Here is a 23,900-nt window from a genome sequence, read left to right as displayed (position 1 = left end):
TAAAATACTAATATCTGTAACATCTGTATTTTACAAAATATATCTAACAATTTGGGATATTAATTCAACAGTCTTTGTTATATCATCTATTAGAATTATTGTCTTATAGAATTAATTAAACTGATTAGAATCTTTACCTAAACCCCATGTTCTATATGAGGTACTTCTGATTCTGGTTCACTATTTGAACGTATATATGTAGCGTATACTGAAGTAGCCATAATTGCTGATAATAGAATTAATGATAGTTTTTCCATAATAATTTTTCTCTTTATTATTTAATTTAAAGGAAAATACATATTAATGTATAAGCTTTAATAAAAATATTTTTTGAAATAATCGAATATAGAATTATTTAAAATGCAGATCTTAATGAACCTATAATTTTAAAATTACATTCTTTAACACTAGCTTTTAATTTATCATAGCTTTCAGTCGAGCAATTCTCAGGTTTTTTTGATGGTACACAAATATTCTTATATTGCTCACTAAACTGTTTTTCTACTCTTAAACAATTTAAATCATCAACATTTAATGTAGCGCCTGCAGCATACATAGAGCTAAAAGTTATAGTACCTAACAATAATGTTCCTAGTATCTTTTTCATAATAACCACCTTTTTTATTTATTTTTCTACAATATTGGTAAGAATGGTATTATTACCAATAATCCTAAAAAAGCTAAAATATTAATAAAGCTTTCGGAAATAAATATAACATTAATTATTAATATTAATATCAATCTATTTTTAACAAGCATTATTAAAAATAAACAACGGCTCGTAGAGTCTATTTAAGATACCAAACTTTTAAAATAAAATTATACGATTTATTTACACCTTTAATCTGTGTAATAATTAAACTTAGTTAAATGTGTAAAGAATCAAATGCTGAAAATAGATAGCCACATAGCAATACAAGAGTTAAAAAGAATTCGCCAGCATATTCATCAATATCCTGAACTTGGATTTGATGTAAACAACACAGCTACATATATTTCTAAAGAACTAGAAAAACTAAATTTAGAAATAAAAAAAGGCATCGGTAAAACTGGCTTAATAGCAGATCTAAAAATTCCAAGTGCCTTAAAAACAATAGCATTAAGAGCAGATATCGATACTCTGCCAATTAATGAACCAACATTTGACTTATCTAATGAAGCCATGCTTAATGGTGTTAAATACTTTACTAACCTAATATTTTCATTTATTAAATAAAGAGTTATATCATGAAAAAATTTAGAACCAGCTTTGCAAATATAGATAAATTAACTATCAATGATATTAAAAACCTTCAAAAAATAATTAATGATGCATATAAAATAGGCGAAGGTGATCTATGGGTAGAATCAGCTCAAAGAATATCTTTTGATGAACTAAAAGACTCGATTAAACAAAACAAAATAATTATAGCTCAAAATGGAAATACAATTGTTGGATCTATTAAAGTTACAGAATTCTCAAAAGATGTTGCTGAGTTTGGAATGTTGGCTACTGATTTAAATTATAGAGGTTTAGGAATCGGCAATAAACTTGTTGATGCTGCTGAAAACTGGGCTAGAGATAATCACTTTAAAACAATGAGACTTGAACTACTCACTCCAAAATATTATATAAACGAAAGTAAAGAAAAACTCAAAAAATGGTATACAAAACATGGATATAAACACTTTTGTCTAGAACCTTTTGAGAACTTATTTCCACATACTTGTCATCTTCTAGCTGTAGAATGTGACTTTAATGTTTATCATAAAACTTTATAGACTATAACTTAACTATCATATCTTTATTATTTTTGTGATAGCCTCCTTTTTTAACATAAATAAAGACTCCTATCAGACCCACAAAGCCACATACAATACCAACTAAAGCTGGACCTAAAAAGTGATATTGTGTTACTGTTATTATCGTTGTACTTATCAATGGCGCTACTCCACCAACTATTGCAAAAGCCAGATTGTAGCTCAAACCTACCCCAGAAAGCCTAACATCAGTTGGGAAAAGATCACATAATAAAAATATAAAGCTTGCTGCTATTAATGCATAAAACAACATAATAACAATTGAAGTTATAACAATATAAAAAACTGTACCAAAACAACTCATCAAATAAAATATTAGTAAAGAACTAATAATTATAAGACCAGCTCCTAAAACAAACATTTTAGCTATACCAATCTTATCTGATAAATATCCAAAAATGAAAGTAAAGCAAGTAAGAGTTAAAACACTAGGTGTCAAAATTAAGGAAATCTGTCCAGAATTATAGTTAGTCAAAATACCTTCAACAAATTTATGCATATATAGAGTTAACATTACTCCACCAAAAGCAACTATAATAACTATACATATCCCAGCAAAAAGATTAGCTCCATAAGTAGATACTAAAGAACTAAAAGAGTGTCTTTTCTGATTATCAATATTTTCAAACTCTGGAGTTTCATGAAGATTTCTACGTACATAATAGCCTACAAAACCTAATAAGCCTCCTATTATAAACCCTGCTCTCCAAGCATAGCTACCAAAAAGATGCTCTAATGCAAAACCTACAAAGTCAGAAAATAAGAATCCTCCAGTTACAAATGTAAATAATATTGCCGTAGCAAAACCTATCTTACCTTTCACTGACTCATACACTATAACATATGCGCCCGGCAATTCACCACCTAAGGCTATTCCTTGTAATATACGTAAGACTACAAAAGCAAAACTAGCAAATAATCCCCACTGAGCATAGCCTGGCATTAACCCCATACATAATGAGCAACTTCCCATTAATAATATTGTAAATAAAAGTAATCTTCTTCGACCTATCAAATCTCCAACAATACCAAGTATAGTTCCTGCGAAAGGTCTTACTAAATATGCTATTGAGAATATTAGTATGGTTAAAAAAGCTTTAATTGTTGGGTTGGTAATTTCTGCAAAAAAAGTTGCTGATATTTCCTTAGAGAAAATCATATATAACACAAAATCATAAAACTCTAGAATGGCACCTATACCTGCCAAGAGAATAACATTTCTACTATCTTTATCGTACATATTACTAGTTAATAAATTTGGTATTTGAAACATCATACAAGTTTTTTATCTAATTTAGAAGCTCTATGAGAAACATAATTTACAGTCTTTATTTTTGGATAAGTTATATTTTTTTAACTCTATATTTTTTAAATCATATGTGTATAAAGTAGAGTCTAAAAACTTATTTCTATTTAGCAAAAAATTACTAGCAATATTAACTAACATCATTCCATCTAAACCTGCTGTAACTCCTAACACCCCAACTCTTTCACTATTTGTTAGTTGATTCATCTCTGGATATAAACAACTTAAACACGCAGAGTGTTTATTTATATTAAAAATCCCCGCTTGAAAATTAAGTCCCTGGACTCCTCCAGATAGCAAAGCAACCTTATTTGCTATAGAAAGCTTATTTGATAAAACTTTAGTTTCAAAATTATCACTTGTATCTATAATCAAATCAAATTCACGAATATCAAACTCAGAAGAATTTTCTAGTGTTAATCTATTTGTAATAGTATTTATCTGTATATATGGATTTAATTTCTCTAGTTTTTTTTTGGCTATAATTGCTTTAGATTTACCTATGCTATCAACATCAAATAACACTTGTCTATGTAGATTTGAAAAGCTTACAACATCATTATCAACTATCGTTAATGAACCTATCCCTAAGCCAGTTAAATATGTAGCCACAGGTGATCCCACACCGCCAACCCCTATCAGTAAAACGGATGATTCTTTTAACCTTATCTGACTCTTGACTCCAAAATCTTCTAGCATTAACTGTCTTGTATAATAATCCAGCTCTTGCTGTGATAACTTTTTATTTAAATTCATAATATATAATCACTCTAAAAATTTAACTATTTCTTCTAGCTCACGATCTGAAATCTCATCTACTAAGCTAACTACAGAAACACCATTGACTCCAATATTTTTTATAGCTTTAAAATGCTCTTTTTTGATTCCTCCAATTGCAACTAAAGGCACATCTAATATATCTAACCATTGATGAATCTTACTCAAACCTTGAGGCTTAAATTTCATTTGCTTTGTTGTCGTAGGATAAATAGGCCCTAATGCTATATAACTAGGCTTAATAGCTAATGCTATTGCTAGCTCATAATAATCATGAGTACTTAACCCTAAAGCTATATTTGATTTACTAATTTTAAATAAGGTCTCACCATCTGTGTGAAATAAATCTAGTAGATCCTCATGACCTAGATGTATACCAAAGGCACTGTGCTTAATAGCAAGCTGATAATAATCATTTATAAAAAGCTGTAACTGATACTTATTTTGATACTCAATAGCCTTTACAATATTTTTCTCTACATAAGCAATATCTTTTGCTTTGATTCTAAGCTGAATTGTTTTTACACCTAATTTAGCTAAACGAGGAATTTTATCAGCATCATCAACTATTGGATAAAAGCCAACTTTATTAATTGATCTAAACTTTAAACTAGAAAAAGCCTTATCAAAATAAATTCTCGGAAAATCACTATTAAAATTTAGAGAATCTTTAATAGCTAAGTGATTTGCTGTTATAGTTATTTTTTGAGAGTTCTTAATAGCATTAGTGATATATGATTTAGCTAAAACTAAAGAATTATTAATATCGAATCCTTGTACTAGAAAACTTGCAACAGCACTTGATAATGTACAACCTGTACCTCTAATTCTAGTACTTTTTTTATATTTTGATGAAACTAAACTATAGTTAAAATCATTATTACTGTAATAAAAATCTGTACAGACATTTTTCTCTATACTATGTCCTCCTTTGAGAAAGACATTCTTACAATGATACTTTTTCTGTATCGCTTCAGCTATATTATAAAGACTTCCTAAAACTGAAAAATCTGTATCTCCTAATAATATTTTTGCTTCATCTAAATTTGGTGTCAAAATATCTGCTAAAGGATATAAATTTAATCTAGCATACTCAACGACACCTCTTGAAACTAACTGCTTCCCTGTTGTTGAAAACATAATAGGATCACAAATATAAATAACTTCTTTAAATGTCTTTATAAAATTTATAAGTATACCAATCTGTTCAATCGAAACTAAGACTGAACTCTTAATAACTTTAATATGAAAGTCATCTACAATTGCATTAAGTTGTTGTGAAAAATTATTTGCGCTAACTTCTTGAATATCTAAAATAGTCATAGAGTTTTGTGCTGTAACACAACTAACAACTGTAGCTATATTTACGCCAATATCACTAGCAGTTTTAATATCTGCTTGAATTCCTGCTCCAGATGAACTATCTGAGCCCCCTACTGTTAAAAAAATATCTTTCATAAAATTTAATCCTGATGCCAAAATGGAGTTTCAAACAAGTTTGTTGAAGGTGAAGCGAGCTCTCTTTCAATCATTCTCTTTGACTCAAAAGCTTTTCTTCCTGATTCTATTGCAAGTTTAAATGCACTAGCCATAAGTATAGGGTCGCCAGCCAATGCAACTGCACTATTTAATAAAACACCATCATAACCCATCTCCATAACCTCACAAGCTTGAGATGGAACACCTATACCAGCATCGACTATTAGTTTAACATCACTAAAACGCTCTCTTAATACTTTTAATGCATATGGATTAACAAGCCCCTTACCACTTCCAATTGGAGCAGCCCAAGGCATCAAAACTTTACATCCTACATCGACTAAATATTTAGCAACTACCAAATCATCTGTAGTATATGGTAAAACATAAAAGCCTTTTTTTATAAGCTCCTTACAAGCCTTAACTAGCTCTATGGTATCTGGCTGAAGGTTATAATCATCGCCTATAACTTCAACTTTTATAAAGTTTGTTTCAAAAATCTCTCGAGATACTTCTGCTATTTCTATTGCTTCATTAGCACTCCTACACCCAGCAGTATTAGGTAAAAATTCACATCCAGTTTGACTTAATTTATTCCAAAACTGATTTTGAGAATTACCATTTGTAACTGATTTTTTTAAAGATACTGTCAATAGCTGTGACTCTGACTGGCAGATAGCTTTAAGCATTACATCAAGATTTGGATACAATGCTGTACCAAGTATAAATCGTGAACTAAACTTTTCACCATATAAATCTAGCATTCGCTTATCCTCCCTGCATTGGTTGTATAGTCACAACACTATCATTATCATTTAAAAAAATACTAGCATAGCTATCTTTAGCGACAAACTTACTATTAAGCATCACAGCAAAGCACGATTGCTGAAATTCTTGCTGTTTTAGCAACTCTTCAATATTTAAGCTATTTTCTAATTCTAATTTTCTTTGATTAAAAATAATTTGCATTTTTTACCTCTAAAAATTATTGATTCGTTGTATTACTTTATTAGCTAATGCTGGAGCAAATAAATATCCATGCCTTGATAGTCCATTTAAATATGTCGTCTTTCCACCACTCTTTAATATAGGTATATCATCACTACTTACTGGACGAACATTAGTTAATGTTTTTATGACTCGAGCTTCAGCAAAACGTTTATCTATTATCATTAATGAACTAAGAAGTTCTAAGACACCTTGAACTGAAATATCAGAGTAATCTTGACTCTCGATAGATGTAGCACCTATATAAAAAAAGCCATTTCCTCGCGGAATCAAATAAATACAATGGCGTGGATGTAATAGCTTAATAACACTATTTAACTTAATATTATTAGCCTTTACGACTATGGCCTCACCTCTAGATCCATATAGGTTATTTAGTTGATTATTGATAAAACCAGTACAATCAAATATCTGTTGATAACCCTCATCAAATTCGTTTGCATAAAAATCTTCTTTGGATAATTCTAAAGTTTTTATATTTTTATACTCTTTAAAAAACTGATCAGACAACTTAAAAAACTCTGGCACATTGACTAAAGCTTCATTAAGTTTTATTACATTATCATTGATACTATTAGATAGACATATTCCTTGCTCTTTAAAAAGAACATTTTGTTTATCACAAATTTCAAAATCTTCTTGTGCTTTTTGATGCAATGTTTTAGATAACTTACCAACTCTTAAGTTAATGTTTCTAATCGCAAGGTCTAACTCATATCTATCCTGGTTATGCACTATTACATAGGTGTTTGCTTCTTTTACAAACATATTTATAATATTTAAATGCTCATTAATAAAGCAATTTATATTATTCCATAGTTCATAACTATTATGCCCTATCTCATAAGCATGCTTCTCACATGTAATAAGCTCTGATAGCGGTGACAACATTCCTCCAGCACAGTAGCTACAGCTATGTTTATAGCTAGAGCTTTTATCATATATATCAAGCTGTAGCTCAGGATAAGTCTTAGCTAAAGTTATTGCTAAGACTCGACCCATTACACCAGATCCGATAATTGCTACCTTATTCATCTGTACATTCTATATTTTTAAGATCTTGAGAAAGCTTCATAGAGCAGAAGCTAGGTCCGCACATTGAACAAAAATGTGCAAACTTATGTCCTTCTTTAGGTAGTGTTTGATCGTGAAAGTATCTAGCTTTCTCAGGATCTAGACCTAAATTAAACTGATCATCCCACCTAAATTCAAATCTTGCTTTTGATAAAGCATTATCTCTAATCTGAGCTCCAGGGAAACCCTTAGCAAGATCAGCAGCATGCGCAGCTAGTTTATAAGTAACAATACCTTCTCTAACATCATCTTTATTTGGCAGGCCAAGATGTTCTTTGGGTGTTACATAACATAACATAGCCGTTCCATACCAAGCAATTTGTGCAGCCCCTATTGCAGATGTAATATGATCATACCCTGGTGCTATATCTGTGACTAATGGGCCTAAAGTATAAAATGGTGCTTCAAAGCAATCTTTTAGCTCATACTCTACATTTTCTTTAATAAGTTGCATTGGTACATGCCCTGGACCCTCTATCATGACTTGCACATCATGCTGCCAGGCAATTTTAGTTAACTCTCCTAAAGTTCTTAACTCCGATAGTTGAGCACTATCATTTGCATCATTTATAGATCCAGGTCGTAGCCCATCACCAAGTGAAAAACTTATATCATATGCTTTCATAATCTCACAAATCTCTTCAAAGTGAGTATATAAAAAGTTTTCTTGATTATGATGTAAGCACCATTTAGCCATGATTGATCCACCTCGTGAAACAATACCTGTGATTCGGTTACTAGCTAATGTTACAAATGCTTTTCTAACTCCTGCATGAATTGTAAAATAGCTAACTCCTTGTTCAGCTTGTTCAATCAGAGTATCTCGATAAATTTCCCAAGTTAGGTCTTCAACCTTACCATTGACTTTCTCCAATGCTTGATAAATAGGAACCGTACCTATTGGTACTGGACTATTTCTTATAATCCACTCACGTGTTTGATGAATATGTTTCCCTGTTGAAAGATCCATGACTGTGTCAGCACCCCATTTTATAGATATCATCATTTTTTCAACTTCTTCTAACATTGATGATGTCACTGCTGATGTACCAATATTTGCATTAACTTTAACTAAAAAGTTTCTACCTATAATCATTGGCTCTAACTCAGGATGATTAATATTTGCTGGAATAATAGCTCTACCTGCGGCTATCTCATCTCGAACAAACTCAGGTGTAATCTCTTTTTGTATATTTGCACCAAAAGATATTCCTTGATGTTGGTTTTTATACTCACTATCAAGGTGAAGGTTTGCTCTTAGGATATTTTCCCTCATCGCAACATAATACATCTCAGGTGTTATGATGCCCTTTCTTGCATAATGCATTTGTGATACGTTCTTGCCAGCTTTCGCCTTAAAAGGGATATGTCTATTTTTAAAATTCAACTTTTCTTCTTTAAACTGAGAATTTGTGTATTTTGAAGAAAAACTATTTAATTGATCTATATCTTTATTTTGCTTAAGCCATTCTAGTCTATGTCTACTCAAGCCTTTTTCTATATCAACTGGAGTTTCTGAAGAATACTCCCCTGAAGTATCATATATAAAAATATCAGGATTTTTATATATGTTTCCATTTATATTAGTATCAGTTTGTTTAATCTTTCTAAATGGAACTTTTATTGGCTTATTTGGATATTCAATATAACATTTCTCAGAGCTAAAATATTCTATAGATAGCGTTGATTTTTCTGTATTAGTTTGAATATCTTGATTTTTAGAGTTATTCATTTTCATCTCCTATTTTTCAATTCAAACTAGTATAGGTAGATGAGTATTAAGAATATAATTGATACAACTATCAATAAAATAGTTATAACTAAAATCAAATTACACTTCCTACACTAGTATTAACTAGATCAGGTTCAAAGGGTTAGAAAAAATCCTCTCAGCATAGCTCAAATAAACTATGCACCCCTGTGCTTCAAGACTAAAGTAAATATCATATCTATAACTATGTCAAGAATCTAAATGGAAAAAACTATAAAATTTTGTTAAGAATCTAAATTAACTATTTCAAGATATTGCATCTGTGTTTGTAAAAACATCTCTCCCACAGACTTAAATTTTACAGGAATATCTGTAACGTAAAATCGATATTCCGGATCTAGTTGAGATGTATTTAAAATATTTCTGTCTATAAGCAAATCCTTCAAAATTTTGCTAGCTTGCTGAGAAGGATCTATTAAATCAACATTTAAAATATCTGATATACTTTGCTTGATAATAGGATAATGAGTACAACCTAAAATAAGTGCCTGGATATCTTTATCATTAAAATACTCAAGATATTGCTTTGCAACTAACTCAACTATTTGCCCTTCAACAAAACCCTCTTCTATCATTGATACAAATAGACCACAAGGCGTACTATAAACTTCGGCTTCAGGATTATTTTTATGAATCTGCAAGGCATATGCATTACTGTTTATTGTTGCAGGTGTCGCAATAACACCTATAGTATTGAGATCATTAACTAGGCTAACCCCAGCACTTATGACATCGATAACTGGAATGTCTTTAGCAATCTCTTGGACAATATCTTTAGCAAGAGCAGATATTGTATTGCAAGCTATTACTATTGCTTTAACTTCTTGCTCAATTAGAAATTTTGCTGTTTGTGCAGCAAACTTTTGTATAGTAGCTCGTGATTTTGTACCATATGGAATTCTAGCAATGTCACCAAAGTAAATGATATTTTCATTAGGAAGTATTTCCATCAGATTTTTAACTACTGTTAATCCTCCTATACCAGAATCAAAAACACCAATAGGCCTATTATTTTGCATTATTTTTTCTCAAGCTTTCTAATAATTTTCTTACGTGAACGCGATGGCATTTTTTCAAGATACTCTTCTTTAGCTTTAATAAAAGGTAATAAATTCTTCAAAGATAACACTGCTTGATTTGCATCATCTGCAATAAAATTCTCACTTAATTGAGCGTCTTCATTTGCAAATATAACAACCGTTACAACAGGTATTCCTTTTATATAAATTCTTTGTTTATATAAATAAGTTTGTAATACTTTTTTCTGCGCAAAAGTTTGCCTGATTGGATTTTTTATAGTTTTTGCATATACTTTGTTATTCTGTGAAGTTTTTGAAACTTGCCATCTCTCAGCCATATTCTCAACTTGAATATAGCCACGATTATTTTTCACTTCAACGATATATATGCCTTTGCGTGAAATTACTATAAAGTCTAATTCTCGATTTCCTACTGTTGATTTTTGATCAGGCAAAATAACTCTATTAAACAATACAAAACTATTATCTAACCTTTTCAATTCGTCTAAAACTGTTGTTTCGCCTTCTGCTCCAGAAATAATAATATCGACAGGGTTATCATCCTTGGTTATCAAAAAGAAAAATACAAACAATATAGCTGCTAAAGTAGCCGCTATTTGTAGTGATTGCGATACAAACTCAACATTTCCCAAATATAAATCAACTCCTACAATTAAACCACAAAGTATAATTGCCGCATATAAACTTTTTTTTGCTCTAATTAGGTAGTTCCTTAACCTAGCCCAAGTAAAACGCAAAAAAAGTCGATCTTTTTTTAATTTACTTTCTACTGCCATAATATAATAATTACTTCTTCTTAAAAAAATTACAAATTAATAAATTTTTGTTTTATCTCGGATATTTTATCTCTAATTAAGGTTGCTTTTTCAAATTCTAGCTCTTTTGCATGAGCACGCATACGTTTCTCTAGAGCTTTTATAACCTTACTAGCCTCCGTCATACCTAGTATAGCCGAAACATCGACATCATCAACCTTTAAACGCGAATTATTTTTATATGCTTTTTTTTGCATCTCTGGTGAACTATCAAGCATATCATCAATATTCTTGATAATTGTTTTAGGTGTAATATTGTGTTTCTTATTATATTCATCTTGGAGTTGACGACGGCGAAGAGTCTCATCCATAGCTTTTTTCATTGATTTTGTGACTACATCTGCATATAAAATTGCTCGACCATTTTGATTTCTTGCAACCCTACCAATAGTTTGTATAAGAGATTTTTCAGAGCGCAAAAACCCTTCTTTATCTGCATCAAAGATAAGTAGTACACCAACTTCTGGCATATCCAAACCCTCTCTTAAAAGGTTTATCCCCACAAGCACATCAAATATACCCTGACGCAAATCATGAATAATTTGCACACGCTCAACCGTATCTATATCAGAATGTAAATACCTAACATTTATTCCATGTTCTGATAAATACTCAGTAAGATTTTCAGCCATTTTTTTAGTTAAAGTAGTTATTAGCACTCTTTCTTCTCTTGCTATTGCCTTATTTATTTCTGATAAAGCATCTTCAACTTGTATTGCAACAGGACGTACAAAAACTTCCGGATCAAGTAGTCCTGTAGGACGAATGATTTGCTCAACCGTATTTTCAGATTTATCTAACTCATAATTTGCTGGAGTTGCTGAAACATAAATCGTCTGAGGTAAGAGACTCTCAAACTCATCAAACTTTAGAGGTCTATTATCTAATGCTGATGGTAATCTAAAACCATAATTAACAAGATTTGACTTACGAGATAGATCACCTTTATACATCCCCCCAAACTGGGGTAAGGTTGCATGCGATTCATCAACTATAACTAAAGCATTTTCTGGTAAATAATCTATCAAAGTAGGTGGAGGATCTCCAGGAGCTCTTCCAGAAAGTAGTCTTGAATAGTTCTCAATTCCAGTGCAATAACCAAGCTCTCGAATCATTTCTATATCATATTTTGTTCTTTGCTCAATTCTTTGAGCCTCAAGAAGCTTACCTTCTTCTTCAAAATATTTAACCCTTTCCTTTAATTCCTTCTTTATTTCCTCTATAACTATTTCTTTACGTTCTTTAGATGCCACATAGTGAGTACTTGGAAATATTGTTGCTCGATGAATTGACTTAATCTTTTTAGAGGTCAATGAATCAATTAAACTAATCGCCTCTATCTCATCATCAAAAAACTCTACCCTAATAGCATCTTTTTCAGAATCTGCTGGAAATATATCTAAGATCTCTCCTCTAACACGAAAACTTCCGCGACTAAAATCCATATCATTACGAGAGTATTGCATCTCAACTAATTTTTCTTGAGCTTTTTTAAGTCCTAATTCTTCACCAACTTTTAAATGCAAAAGCATTTGCATATATTGCTCAGGATCACCTAAGCCATAAATAGCTGAAACTGTTGCCACAATTATTACATCATTTCGTTCTAAAATTGCTTTTGTGGCAGATAGACGCATTTGCTCAATATGCTCATTTACAGATGAGTCTTTTTCTATATATGTATCAGATGCAGCAACATATGCTTCAGGCTGATAATAATCATAATAAGAAACAAAATACTCAACTGCATTATCTGGAAAATATTGTTTAAATTCTGAATATAATTGTGCTGCTAAAGTTTTATTATGAGCAACAATCAAACATGGCTTTTGTGTTTGCTGAATTACATTTGCCATAGTATACGTTTTACCAGAACCTGTAACTCCTAATAAAACTTGATGCTGTAACCCATTTTTGATTCCCTCTACTAATGATTTGATTGCTTCAGGTTGGTCTCCACTTGGACTATATTTTGTTACTAAATTGAATTTATCCATCTAAAAAAGATACTCCTCTAACTCATATAGCAATGCTTGCTGTTCTTCTGTTAGATCTCTATTCATTCTTAAATCTTGCATTTCTTGATAAATATCTTCTAATGTTTTACGAGTTTTACCACGATGATCTACCAATAGCTCATCATTATCTAAACTCACAATCTTATTTAAATATTCTTGAAACTCCATTTGTGACTTTTCTGGAAGTTTTGAAAAATCTAATCTGCCAATTATACGTACAGCTCTATCATAGAACTTACCTGGCAATTGATTAAGCATCTGAGCTTTTTGATAAATAGCAGCATTATGAAACTTATCACAACCTCTTTCATCAGCACTGGTCATAAAATCACTTTGATAGATAGCAGCATCAACATCAATATTCTCAATCTCTGAATATTTATACTCTAAAACATAATCAACAAAGTTAGTAAAGACTTCTGGATTTGCTTTAATAAACTTTTTATTTGCTTTGATAAGCTCTAATCTTTGTTGCGGCAACTTACCTACAAAACGTGTCTTGGCAGGTAAAATCAATGGAATATCACCCCATTTTTTATTAATCGTCAAACGCCAATGTTCAGCTTCTAGACTACCAAATTCTTCTATAAACTCGCTGAAAAGATGACTATCTAAACGTAAGAATATTTCTTGATTCTTATAATGTCTATGTTGACCTAAGTCTAATATTGCAGATGTGAAATTATTTTTAGAACCAAAAATACCACTTATAGCAATAGCCTGCTTATATTTTGATTTTTCTATTTCTACACCGACATCTAATTGTGCTAAAGTATTTTCATCATTTTGCTTATTAAATTTATCAAGCAAAAATTGCCACATTTTTGGATTTGCTAATTTTAATTTTTTAGCTAGTTCTACAGTTACAATCACATCAGTAATTGCATCATGGGCTCTACCACCACTATAAAGATTATTTTCTTGATTTAAATTTTCTAACTTTAATGATATTTTTTCCTGGCCCTCATCATCTGTAATTTTAGGCCACCTTAACCCTTGTTTAAAAAATGCGCTATAGCAAGCAACTATAGGAAATAAATCAACTCTATAACAATTATTTTTAAATTGATGACTATATGGAGGAAGCATATTTTTGTAAAAAGCGAACCTCAAAAACTCATCATCAAAACCAAGAGTATTATAACCAATACTTATAGTTCCTGGAGTATTTATTATTTTATGAATTTTTCGAATAGCATCATATTCAGATATACCTGTATTTGCTTGAGCAATAGAAATATGGTGCGTGATTGTTGCCATTGGCGAAGGAGTTGTGTCAGGGTTTAACTTTACAAAAAAATTAAATCTTTGGATTTCATTAAAATCTAAGTCTGTTCTAATTGCAGCAAACTGTAAAACTTGATCAAAAGAATTATTTATTCCAGTTGTCTCTAAATCATAAAATAAGAAAGTCTGATTATCAAACATATAATTATCTATCTAGCATTGTTTTAACATTATTTTAATTTTTAAATTTTAACATACCTTTTAAGTGATAAGTTAGTCAAAACATTAAAGCAATGAATCCATACTTCATATATTTATTTTTAGTAATCTAAAACTAAAAAATTTAAATGCAACAAATTTTTTTTAAATGCTAAAATATAGATAAGAATTTTATTAATAGAAAGCTTAACATAAAGGAGCAATAATTTATGAAACTTAGATCTTGTATTGTTGATTTATTTAATTTCTCAGATATCAATATAGAAAAATACCTGAGCCACATATTTAAAATAATATTTTTACTAATGACAATATTTCTTGTATTACACCTATATGTACTAAGCAGCATGTACAAACTTGATGTAGTTTCAACAGATACTTTTGTTATTACAGCTATAGTATATTTACTGAAATTTTCTATTGGTCTAGGACTTATTAGAGCATTTTTAGAAATACCTGTAGCTTTAAATAAAATATATAAAGCTATCCAGAAATAATTAAGCTTTTTATTTAAGCTGGTTGTCTAGTAGCAGCAATTACTACTTCGCGAATATTTATATTTTGAGGCTGGCTAAACATAAACATAGCTGTACGAGCAATATCATCAGCAACCAAGACTCCACCCATAGACTCTTTCCAATTTTCATAATCTGATTTAATTTGATCAGAAGTAGTATGACTTAAAAGCTCAGTCTCTACAGCACCAGGACAAATTGTCATAATTCTTACATTATCATTAGATACTTCTTCACGTACATTTTCACTCATTGAAGAAACTGCAAACTTTGTACCAACATAGGCTGCATGATTTGGAAATGATTTTTTACCTGCAATTGAACTTATATTAATAATTGTACCATGCTTTCTAGCTTTCATATCTCCAAGTACTGCTTGCATACCATTAAGTAATGCTAATACATTTACATCATACATTTTTTGCCACTCAATTGGATCTTGAGTATTAATCTGACCAAGAAGCATTAAACCAGCATTATTTACTAACAACTCAACTGATCCATATTCAGCTTCTGCATCTTTTATTGCATTCTTTAAAGCTTGAGAATCTGTTACATCAACTTTACGAATCATCGTATTTGGTAAATTTAACTCTTGTATTTTTTCTATTCTTCTACCTATTAATAAAAGTGAATGTCCAGCCTCTGAAAAACGCTTAGCAATTGCTGCACCAATACCTGAACTTGCACCTGTAATTACTACTAATGATTTAGCCATTTTATTTCTCCTATTTTAGTTATTTTAACTTTGTATCATTTTGCTGATTGTAAATTCTATAGAAAATTATTAGACTGATAAATACCAATAATCATAAAACATTGTTATAAAATAGTGAACAATATACAATGGCGTGGAATAAATTCATTTATTCATGTAGCAGAGCAACAGAGTTTTACTAAAGCTGCAGAAGTACTTGGCATAGCAAAATCAAACCTTAGCCAAAGTATAAAAGATTTAGAAAATCATTTAAAAGTACAATTATTATATAGAAGTACCAGACATGTACGACTCACTGAGATAGGACAAGAATATTATAAAAAATGCAAAAAAGCCTTTTATGATTTAGATATAGCTACACAACTAGCTACCCAAGAAAGCAATGAATTAAATGGTACTATAAAAATAAATTGCGTTGGAGGAGTTCTTGGAGAAGATATCATATCGCCAATATTACTTGAATTTCAACAACAAAATCCAGGAGTAAATATACATTTAGATTTTTCAAGTAATCGAGTTAATCTTCTAGATAGTGACTATGATTTAGTAATTCGGATGGGTAATTTACCCGATTCAAATTTAATAATTTCACCACTTAGAACAGTTTCAACTAAATATGTTGCAAGCAGCAGTTTTATACAACAGTACGGTCAAATAACTAATCCAAGACAGCTAGAAGAAGTACCCTTAATTTATGGAAGTGTAAAACAGTGGTCTTTAATCTCAGATAACGACAGCTACATTCTACACATTCATAATAATGGCACTCACGTTACAAACGGTAAAGTTATGAAACAGGCTGCTCTATTAGGGCTTGGAGTTACTCGACTAGTAGATATTTATGTCCAAGCCGATATTAGAAATAAAAACTTAGTTGAAATATTACCTGAATATGCGGAAACTACCCAATTATCAATTGTATCTTTACCTGTTAAATATCAACTTAAAAGAGTAAGCTCTCTAATAAAATATCTAAAGCAACATTTTAATCAAAGATATAGCAAATTTTCAGAATAACTTAATAAATAAATATTTTTATTTTAACTATCTATATCTCTTGATATATAGTAATGAAAAATATAATATCAAATTAGTTAAATCTATAAATAATAAATGAGGTAAATGTAAAATGAAAAAAGCAATTGCAGCAGTATTTATAACACTTTTATTATCTTCATGTTATACAAAATATGAAGCGGCTCCCACTTCTCCAGATAATCAAAGCTCACAAAGCACTGATTCAGCAGGTAAGTAATATGAAAAAAATACTCATAGTTTTGGTAGCAGTTCTAGTTTTAAGCTCTTGTGCTGAAGTAAAACAATGCCCTGTAACAAAAGGCGCTAATGGTCAAAATACTCTAGATATGAATAATTGCAATACAACTAAAACTAAACTTTTAGGCATTATACCTGTATAACTAAACTTTTTGAAAATATACATTCAACAAATTATTAGTTTTGTTGAGTTAATCTTTGGTATCTAATTGTTATATTTTTAAAATTTCTTTTGATCTTATCTCTTGTATATTCACTCATATCTTTATATAAACCTGGAGCATAGTCTTCTCTTTTAAGGTCAAGGACACGATAGCTTCTTAAGCTTAATAACAGCTCATCCATAAGTAACAAAACTCTTTTACATTCACGATAGTTTTCCTTACTTAAAAACTCATATTTTGCATCATACAACAAGTCATTCAATTTAATACTTCTTTCTATCAGTGGCATAATCTCACGGTTTGATATAGTTTTATCTATATTTTCAACTATATTTTTTAATCGTAGATATGAATCTTCCATTTCCTTAACGACAACGTGCAAAAATTTACGTCCTCGAGTGAGGTATGTAACTAGAACAATGCTAGATGTTCCAATCAAAATACATAATATTCTTGCCATAAAAGTATACTTACTCCAACTTTCTAACAAGCCAAAAAACATCACAATATAAATATGAATAAAAAATACACTAGTAGCATAGTTTAAAAAGGCAGTATACATGTTAAGACAAAGCCCAATAATGCATAATATTGCAACTATTAGAAAATAAGAATCTCCATGAAGATCTTTTTGTATTAAAAAAAGTATTGCCGAGCCAAATGATGTACCTAATATACAAAACATGATTATATACTTTGCTCTTGTATATATAACATTTGTACTGCTACTTACTGATACACTTGCTATAGCAATCACCACCCAATATATTCTTATTAAAAACTCATTTTGACCCATCAAAGAAAAAATCACATACGAAAATGACAGACCTATAGCTGTAGCTATTAAAACCCTTACGGCTAATAAAGTCGTATCCGATAAATTAAATCTGGTTCTCAATAATTTCAAAATAAGCCTCTTTTATATTCTGTAAACCAATCAACATATTTTCTAACAGTAAAATACTATCGAATAATAATTTAGTTTTATCTCGATTATTAAGATATTTGGTTGTGTAAAGATTTTTAAAATCAGATTGTAGAGCAATCACTTTAGCAGTTTTTTTATCCAATATCTTTTCATCATATACTATGTAATTAGTTAGTATGATGGTCTCATTAAATACTTCCTCTAACTTATTTATAAGAGCTTGCTCTTGTTTTGTTTCATTAAAAGCTAAACTCATATATTTTAAGCTAATCTTTTTATAGCTAAGTATAAACTTCTCAAATAATCTATTTAAAAGTATTATATTATGGCAAAAATATCGCCAACGTTCATGATCTGCTCTTCTCAAAGACATAAGTCCATGATTTTGCAAAGAAATAATCGTCTTCATTTTTTCTTGACTAAATTTTATTATCTTTGCTTTTGTAAAGTTACGATATTTTACATTTTCAAACTCATCAATATAACTCTTGTTAAAAGTTTTAAAAAAACTATTAATTATAATTTGCATTTCACTATAACTCATAATTTTGTATTGACTTATAATCAAAACATAAAAAGCAATAACAATTAAAAATGCTGTAAGAGTAAATTCAATATGTTTATCGGCTTCAAGAGGAAATCTAAAAAAGCAAATACTCATCATAATAACAAGCATAACTGGAAAAATCAAAAAAGCCTCCCCAAATCGACGCATCCAAAATGCCACAAAGATAATGGGTAAAAACAACAATATATTTCTTTCTAAAAGAATATGTAAATATGGTGAAATATTAATTGCTATTATTGAAAAAAATACATATAAAAAAAATGCCTTTTTTTTTGATTCTATACTTCCTGTCAATATAGCTGCTGTCATATTAGCTATAAATAAAATTCCTAAGATTATAACGTTTTTATTAACTTCTAAAAAAATTGATACCGTCAGGAAAATAAATAATATTAATGCTGACTTTAGCGCCCCATCACGAAAAACTCTAGTAGGATCTTGATCTGTATATTTATGATAAATTTCACTGAGTTTAAACACGCTAAATCTACTTTAAAAATAAAAAAACTTATCGTAGATTATATTGTATAACTTAAGCAATTAATATCATCATGGTAGTTATTTTTTATAATAAAATGTAGTAAAATCTATTTGTTAAAAATAATATAAAATTTGCTTATATCTATTATGATTTATAATAATACTTATGATGTTATCGTTGTTGGAGGTGGCCATGCTGGTGTTGAAGCTGCTGCTGCTGCTGCTAGAATAGGTGCAAAAACACTTTTAATAACACATAATATCGACACTATTGGACAAATGTCCTGTAACCCTGCTATAGGTGGCATAGGTAAAGGTCATCTAGTTAAAGAAATAGATGCTATGGGTGGCGTGATGGCTAAAGCCATTGACATGGCAGGTATTCAATTTAGAATACTTAACTCTCGTAAAGGCCCTGCAGTTAGAGCCACTAGAGCTCAGGCTGATAGAGTCTTATATAAGAAAGCTATCAACTCCTTAATTAATAATCAAGAAAATCTAGAAATTTTCCAAGACTCAGTTGATGATCTTATTGTTGAAAACAATATTGTAACTGGTGTTGTTACTAAAACTGGGATTACATTTAAGGCAAAAAAAACTATTTTAACAGTTGGCACTTTCCTTGGTGGAAAAATTCATATTGGTAAAGTTTCTAAATCAGGAGGTCGTGCAGGAGACCAACCTTCAAATGCTTTAGCAGCACGCCTCAGAGCATTACCTTTTAGAGTTGATCGACTTAAAACAGGAACCCCTCCTCGTATAGATAGAAGATCTGTAGATTTTAGTGTAATGGATATACAATACGGTGATGATCCTACTCCTTATTTTTCTTTTTTTTCAAAAGGAAAAATAAACCATCCAGAGCAAATCCCTTGCTATATTACTTATACAAATACAAAAACTCATGAGATTATAACTAATAATCTTGATAAATCTGCTATGTATAGCGGCCTAATAGAAGGTATAGGACCTCGCTACTGTCCATCAATAGAGGATAAAGTTGTTAGATTTGCAGATAAAGAAAGACACCAGATCTTTGTTGAGCCAGAAGGTTTAAATAGTATAGAACTATATCCAAATGGTCTATCAACAAGTCTTCCATTTGAAATTCAATGTGAATACATACACTCAATCAAAGGATTCGAAAGAGCATTTATTATGCGCCCAGGATATGCAATCGAATATGATTTTTTTGATCCTAGAGATCTTAAACCAACTCTAGAAACCAAACATATAAAAAATTTATTTTTTGCTGGTCAAATCAATGGTACTACAGGATATGAAGAAGCTGGAGCTCAGGGGCTAGTTGCTGGTATAAATGCTGCAATAAGCCTTGATAGTGATAAATCATGGTATCCAACTCGTGCTAATAGTTATATTGGTGTACTTATCGATGATCTTATTACCAAAGGAACAAAAGAGCCATATAGAATGTTTACTTCTCGTGCTGAATATAGACTTATTCTACGTGAAGATAATGCTGATTTACGTTTATCTGATGTTGCTTGTGAGCTGGGGCTTTTAAATTCAGAAGATGAAAAGTATTTCCTTGATAAAAAAAGTGCTATCAATGAAAATATTAAACTGATGAAAAATACCTGGATTGGCCCTCAAACACAGAAAGCTAGGAATCTAGAAAAGTTTTTAGATAAAAAAATGACTCGAGAAAGTACACTTTTTGATCTATTAAAACGTCCAGAACTTGATTATAAAAAGTTACAACAAATATCTGAGCTAAACTTAACATTATGTGATGATAATGTAATTGAGCAAATAGAGATTTCAGCTAAATATTCAGGATATATAGAACGCCAAAGCAAAGATATAGCAAAACTAACAGTCTTTGAGCAAAAATCGATACCTAATGAATTTGACTATTCTCAAGTAAAAGGGTTATCAAATGAAGTATTGCAAAAACTAAGCGAACAGAAGCCTACAACTTTAGGCGAAGCATCCAGAATCCCAGGTATTACACCAGCAGCAATATCCCTGCTAACTATCTATATGAAAAAAACTGGATTTATAAAATAGGAGTGGCTATGACAAAAAGACTTTTAAAAATATTTTTTATTACTATTGTAATAGCATCCTTATTTTCTTGCGCTACTAGACAAAAATATATAGATCAACAAAAAGCATGGATTGGTAAAAATATTCAAGGATATATAAAAGAATTTGGCTATCCTCAAAATGTGATTCAAGTTGTTCCAAATCCAGATATTGAAACATATGTATATATTAGAAAAGCTATAAATGCTGGTACAATACAACAAGCTGGCAACCCTATGAATAGCTTAATTATGGCAAATAGAGATCCAGAATTTGTACAATTTGGAGCTTTGATGTGTACAACTTGGGTATCTGTAAATAAAAATACAAAAATTATCAAAAATATTACTTTTCGTGGTAATTACTGCGCAATAAACTAAATTTAGGAAAAATAAATGAACATTAAGCAAACATCTACCCCTTTAGTTATAGGTCTTGTTTCAACAGCCACTTGTTTTAGCTTTAGTTTTTTTACAAATGTTTTTAAATATAATGGACTAGAGTTTTTCTATGCTTATGTAGCTTTCTTAATATTACTTTGCTATCCAATGAATTTAGTTGCTATATATCTACAGAAAAATTCACCTGAATTAAACTCACACAGCAAACTAATTGCTCAAATCACTGGAACATCGAAACTTAAACCAATAAGTATTTTACTTTCTGGAGCAATGATCCTCCTAGTTTCATTGATAATGTTTAATATGTCTACATATATCTTAGACTTCTTTGATAATGTACCAGCAATTGATAAGCTTAGTGACTCTAGTCTAAAATTTGATACAGATTTACCAATTTATACGTCATTAACAGTAGTATTTATTATCATTTTTGTATTATTTATATTGGCTAATTTCAAAAAAATAAACCTTAATAACTTACTTAAAACAGCTGCGCATATATCTTTATATTTAGTTATAATCTTAATGCTAATGGTGATATATCTACCACAAAGCATAAATGGTATTCATGATTTTTTCTTTGAATTAAATTATCAAAGCATCGAACAATTACGTAGTATGCTTGGATTAGCATTAGTATATGCTATCTTGAGTAATTTTATATCAATAGCCTTTTACAAAAATATTATAAATATAGTTGATAATGATTACAAAAAGCTTAAAGTTGCAGCTTTTAAAAGTGTTTTTTACAACATTGTATTCTCATTAATTATATGTATAACAATATACTCAATGTTAGGTAATTATAGAACTTATCTACAACCTAACGAGGCAATGCCTATAGAGTTAGTATTCCAAATTGTAAAAGCAAACTCACCAACATATTACTTATTACTAGAAGTCATATTTATAACATTAAATCTTGTAGTATTTATTACCGCTTTAAAATATATCTATAGATTAGGCAATAGTATCTATACAAAGCTCCTTTTTATTATTATACCTCTTTTAATGACCATAGGTCTTGTTGAAACTGGCATAGCATACATAGATTTTTCTGATATGTTTGGGTTTCATCTTTTAATAATATTCTTATTCTTATTTGATGTTTTTATTGTTGGTTGGATTTATGATGCTCAAAAATTGAGTTATGAAATTCTTAAGCATACTGATACTAAACTTTCCCCTTTATTTAATATTATTTTACGAATAATAATTCCTTTTATTTGTATATTTGTAACTATTGGTTATATATTCTTGCCAATGTCAATAATGTGGCAATTTATAGCTACTATTGCATGTATAATTGTTTATATTATAAAAGGCAGTATTTTTAGCAACATCCTTAACCAGAGAAGATTTTAAAATGTTTTTTAATAAAAAAAGTAATCAAGACGACTTAAAAAAAGCTGCTGCGATTGAGGCTGCAAAATATATAAAATCAGAAATCATTTTAGGTGTTGGTACAGGCAGTACTGTAGGTTTTCTTATACAAGAACTAGTCAACTATAAAGATAAAATAAAGACTGTAGTTTCAAGCTCTGAAGATTCTACTAAAAAACTTAAAGCATTAGGTTTTGATGTAGTTGATCTTAACTATGCTGGTGAGATTGATTTATATATTGATGGTGCTGATGAGTGTAATAACCACAAAGAACTAATTAAAGGTGGTGGTGCTGCTCTTACGCGAGAGAAAATATGTGTTGCAGCAGCAAAAAAATTCATTTGTATTATTGATGAATCTAAAAAAGTGAATACTCTAGGCGAGTTTCCTCTTCCTGTAGAAGTTATCCCTATGGCTAGAAGCTATGTTGCTAGAGAGATAGTTAAGTTAGGTGGTCAACCTGTATATAGAGAACAGACAGTCACTGATAATGGTAATGTTATTCTAGATGTATATAATCTAAAAATCGACAATCCTCTAAAACTTGAAACTGAATTAAACCAAATAACTGGTGTTGTGACTAATGGTATTTTCGCTCTTAAGCCAGCTGATACTGTTATTATGGCTAAGAAAAATGGTGAGATTGAAACTATATGAAACTTAAAACAAAATATTAAAACTTCTTAAAACAACTAATTCCAAAATAATTTTAAAGAACTATTATACAACATATTGTCTATTTATATTCTTAGATTCTGATATCTATAAGAGCTTATTTGTTTAGTGAATTAATCTTTATGAAATAAGAAAGACTGTTGAATTAATATCCCAAATTGTTAGATATATTTTGTAAAATACAGATGTTACAGATATTAGTATTTTAA

At 30.0% G+C, this 23,900-nt stretch carries 24 protein-coding genes, 1 pseudogene and 1 riboswitch; of the genes and pseudogenes, 10 read left to right on the top strand and 15 right to left on the bottom strand.

Annotated features, from left to right (window positions below; translation table 11 throughout):
* Nucleotides 1-355: 355 nt before the first annotated feature.
* Nucleotides 356-607, bottom strand: coding sequence for a hypothetical protein (locus R8535_RS07990; RefSeq protein ID WP_329498117.1), 252 nt, complete (start codon nucleotides 605-607; stop codon nucleotides 356-358).
* Between the two features lie 279 nt (nucleotides 608-886).
* On the opposite strand from R8535_RS07990, the pseudogene R8535_RS07985 reads away from it, so the two are divergent.
* Nucleotides 887-1,135, top strand: a pseudogene (locus R8535_RS07985) (M20 metallopeptidase family protein); the annotation flags it as partial.
* Between the two features lie 92 nt (nucleotides 1,136-1,227).
* Nucleotides 1,228-1,761: a GNAT family N-acetyltransferase gene (locus tag R8535_RS07980; protein WP_329498120.1), complete on the top strand. Its 534-nt coding sequence runs from the start codon at nucleotides 1,228-1,230 to the stop codon at nucleotides 1,759-1,761.
* 1 nt (nucleotide 1,762) lies between these two features.
* Here the strand turns inward: R8535_RS07980 and R8535_RS07975 are convergent, their stop codons facing one another.
* From R8535_RS07975 to R8535_RS07925, 11 genes are all read right to left on the bottom strand, one after another.
* Complete coding sequence (locus tag R8535_RS07975) at nucleotides 1,763-3,040, bottom strand: MFS transporter (protein ID WP_329498161.1); 1,278 nt, start codon at nucleotides 3,038-3,040, stop codon at nucleotides 1,763-1,765.
* 63 nt (nucleotides 3,041-3,103) lie between these two features.
* Entirely contained in the window at nucleotides 3,104-3,862 is a 759-nt protein-coding gene (locus R8535_RS07970; protein WP_329498122.1) for a HesA/MoeB/ThiF family protein, read from the bottom strand.
* Nucleotides 3,863-3,871: 9 nt separating this feature from the next.
* Nucleotides 3,872-5,341: a bifunctional hydroxymethylpyrimidine kinase/phosphomethylpyrimidine kinase gene (locus R8535_RS07965; RefSeq protein ID WP_329498124.1), complete on the bottom strand. Its 1,470-nt coding sequence runs from the start codon at nucleotides 5,339-5,341 to the stop codon at nucleotides 3,872-3,874.
* A gap of 5 nt (nucleotides 5,342-5,346) precedes the next feature.
* Nucleotides 5,347-6,126 carry a thiazole synthase gene (locus R8535_RS07960; RefSeq protein WP_329498126.1) on the bottom strand — a complete coding sequence of 260 codons (780 nt, stop codon included), beginning with the start codon at nucleotides 6,124-6,126 and terminating at the stop codon, nucleotides 5,347-5,349.
* 4 nt (nucleotides 6,127-6,130) lie between these two features.
* Nucleotides 6,131-6,331, bottom strand: coding sequence for a sulfur carrier protein ThiS (gene thiS, locus R8535_RS07955; RefSeq protein ID WP_329498128.1), 201 nt, complete (start codon nucleotides 6,329-6,331; stop codon nucleotides 6,131-6,133).
* A 9-nt stretch (nucleotides 6,332-6,340) separates the two neighbouring features.
* Entirely contained in the window at nucleotides 6,341-7,405 is a 1,065-nt protein-coding gene (locus tag R8535_RS07950) for an FAD-dependent oxidoreductase (protein WP_329498129.1), read from the bottom strand.
* Nucleotides 7,398-9,176: a phosphomethylpyrimidine synthase ThiC gene (gene thiC / locus R8535_RS07945; protein WP_329498131.1), complete on the bottom strand. Its 1,779-nt coding sequence runs from the start codon at nucleotides 9,174-9,176 to the stop codon at nucleotides 7,398-7,400. Before thiC ends, R8535_RS07950 begins: the two co-directional genes overlap by 8 nt.
* An 88-nt stretch (nucleotides 9,177-9,264) precedes the next feature.
* Nucleotides 9,265-9,374: riboswitch (TPP riboswitch) on the bottom strand.
* A 65-nt stretch (nucleotides 9,375-9,439) separates the two neighbouring features.
* Nucleotides 9,440-10,234, bottom strand: a complete 795-nt coding sequence (murI, locus tag R8535_RS07940) for a glutamate racemase (RefSeq protein WP_329498133.1) — start codon at nucleotides 10,232-10,234, stop codon at nucleotides 9,440-9,442.
* The gene (locus R8535_RS07935; protein ID WP_329498134.1) at nucleotides 10,234-11,031 is read right to left on the bottom strand and encodes a nuclease-related domain-containing protein; all 798 of its coding nucleotides are present in this window, start codon (nucleotides 11,029-11,031) and stop codon (nucleotides 10,234-10,236) included. Before R8535_RS07935 ends, murI begins: the two co-directional genes overlap by 1 nt.
* Before the next feature lie 29 nt (nucleotides 11,032-11,060).
* Nucleotides 11,061-13,067: an excinuclease ABC subunit UvrB gene (gene uvrB / locus R8535_RS07930; RefSeq protein ID WP_329498136.1), complete on the bottom strand. Its 2,007-nt coding sequence runs from the start codon at nucleotides 13,065-13,067 to the stop codon at nucleotides 11,061-11,063.
* A complete protein-coding gene (locus R8535_RS07925) occupies nucleotides 13,068-14,516 on the bottom strand; it encodes an exonuclease domain-containing protein (protein ID WP_329498138.1) in 1,449 nt (482 codons plus the stop codon).
* Between the two features lie 227 nt (nucleotides 14,517-14,743).
* Here R8535_RS07925 and R8535_RS07920 point away from each other — a divergent pair, with 227 nt between their 5' ends.
* Nucleotides 14,744-15,031 (top strand): hypothetical protein, encoded by a 288-nt coding sequence (locus tag R8535_RS07920; protein ID WP_329498140.1) that lies wholly within the window; start codon nucleotides 14,744-14,746, stop codon nucleotides 15,029-15,031.
* A gap of 13 nt (nucleotides 15,032-15,044) precedes the next feature.
* Here the strand turns inward: R8535_RS07920 and R8535_RS07915 are convergent, their stop codons facing one another.
* Nucleotides 15,045-15,767, bottom strand: coding sequence for an SDR family oxidoreductase (locus R8535_RS07915; protein WP_329498142.1), 723 nt, complete (start codon nucleotides 15,765-15,767; stop codon nucleotides 15,045-15,047).
* Between the two features lie 114 nt (nucleotides 15,768-15,881).
* On the opposite strand from R8535_RS07915, the gene R8535_RS07910 reads away from it, so the two are divergent.
* The 3 genes from R8535_RS07910 to R8535_RS07900 all read left to right on the top strand — a co-directional run bounded on the left by R8535_RS07910 (nucleotide 15,882) and on the right by R8535_RS07900 (nucleotide 17,185).
* Complete coding sequence (locus R8535_RS07910; protein ID WP_329498144.1) at nucleotides 15,882-16,784, top strand: LysR family transcriptional regulator; 903 nt, start codon at nucleotides 15,882-15,884, stop codon at nucleotides 16,782-16,784.
* Between the two features lie 112 nt (nucleotides 16,785-16,896).
* Nucleotides 16,897-17,022: a hypothetical protein gene (locus tag R8535_RS07905; RefSeq protein ID WP_329498146.1), complete on the top strand. Its 126-nt coding sequence runs from the start codon at nucleotides 16,897-16,899 to the stop codon at nucleotides 17,020-17,022.
* Nucleotide 17,023: 1 nt separating this feature from the next.
* On the top strand, nucleotides 17,024-17,185 hold the full coding sequence (locus tag R8535_RS07900) for a lipoprotein (RefSeq protein WP_329498148.1): 162 nt from the start codon (nucleotides 17,024-17,026) through the stop codon (nucleotides 17,183-17,185).
* Nucleotides 17,186-17,219: 34 nt separating this feature from the next.
* On the opposite strand, the gene R8535_RS07895 is transcribed toward R8535_RS07900, so the two are convergent.
* Nucleotides 17,220-18,113, bottom strand: a complete 894-nt coding sequence (locus R8535_RS07895) for an FUSC family protein (protein WP_329498150.1) — start codon at nucleotides 18,111-18,113, stop codon at nucleotides 17,220-17,222.
* Nucleotides 18,088-19,182 (bottom strand): hypothetical protein, encoded by a 1,095-nt coding sequence (locus tag R8535_RS07890; protein ID WP_329498151.1) that lies wholly within the window; start codon nucleotides 19,180-19,182, stop codon nucleotides 18,088-18,090. Before R8535_RS07890 ends, R8535_RS07895 begins: the two co-directional genes overlap by 26 nt.
* A 147-nt stretch (nucleotides 19,183-19,329) precedes the next feature.
* On the opposite strand from R8535_RS07890, the gene mnmG reads away from it, so the two are divergent.
* The 4 genes from mnmG to rpiA are packed head-to-tail and all read left to right on the top strand — an operon-like array spanning nucleotide 19,330 to nucleotide 23,673.
* Nucleotides 19,330-21,213 (top strand): tRNA uridine-5-carboxymethylaminomethyl(34) synthesis enzyme MnmG, encoded by a 1,884-nt coding sequence (gene mnmG / locus R8535_RS07885; RefSeq protein WP_329498153.1) that lies wholly within the window; start codon nucleotides 19,330-19,332, stop codon nucleotides 21,211-21,213.
* An 8-nt stretch (nucleotides 21,214-21,221) separates the two neighbouring features.
* Nucleotides 21,222-21,611 carry a hypothetical protein gene (locus tag R8535_RS07880; RefSeq protein WP_329498156.1) on the top strand — a complete coding sequence of 130 codons (390 nt, stop codon included), beginning with the start codon at nucleotides 21,222-21,224 and terminating at the stop codon, nucleotides 21,609-21,611.
* Between the two features lie 15 nt (nucleotides 21,612-21,626).
* Nucleotides 21,627-22,997, top strand: a complete 1,371-nt coding sequence (locus R8535_RS07875; RefSeq protein WP_329498157.1) for a hypothetical protein — start codon at nucleotides 21,627-21,629, stop codon at nucleotides 22,995-22,997.
* Nucleotide 22,998: 1 nt separating this feature from the next.
* On the top strand, nucleotides 22,999-23,673 hold the full coding sequence (gene rpiA, locus R8535_RS07870; RefSeq protein ID WP_329498159.1) for a ribose-5-phosphate isomerase RpiA: 675 nt from the start codon (nucleotides 22,999-23,001) through the stop codon (nucleotides 23,671-23,673).
* The last annotated feature ends 227 nt before the right edge of the window (nucleotides 23,674-23,900 follow it).

This window comes from Francisella sp. 19S2-4 (assembly GCF_036281795.1).
Lineage (GTDB): Bacteria > Pseudomonadota > Gammaproteobacteria > Francisellales > Francisellaceae > Francisella.
The sequence above is the reverse complement of the archived record's forward strand: the minus strand, read 5'-3'. Positions and strand labels throughout refer to the sequence as shown.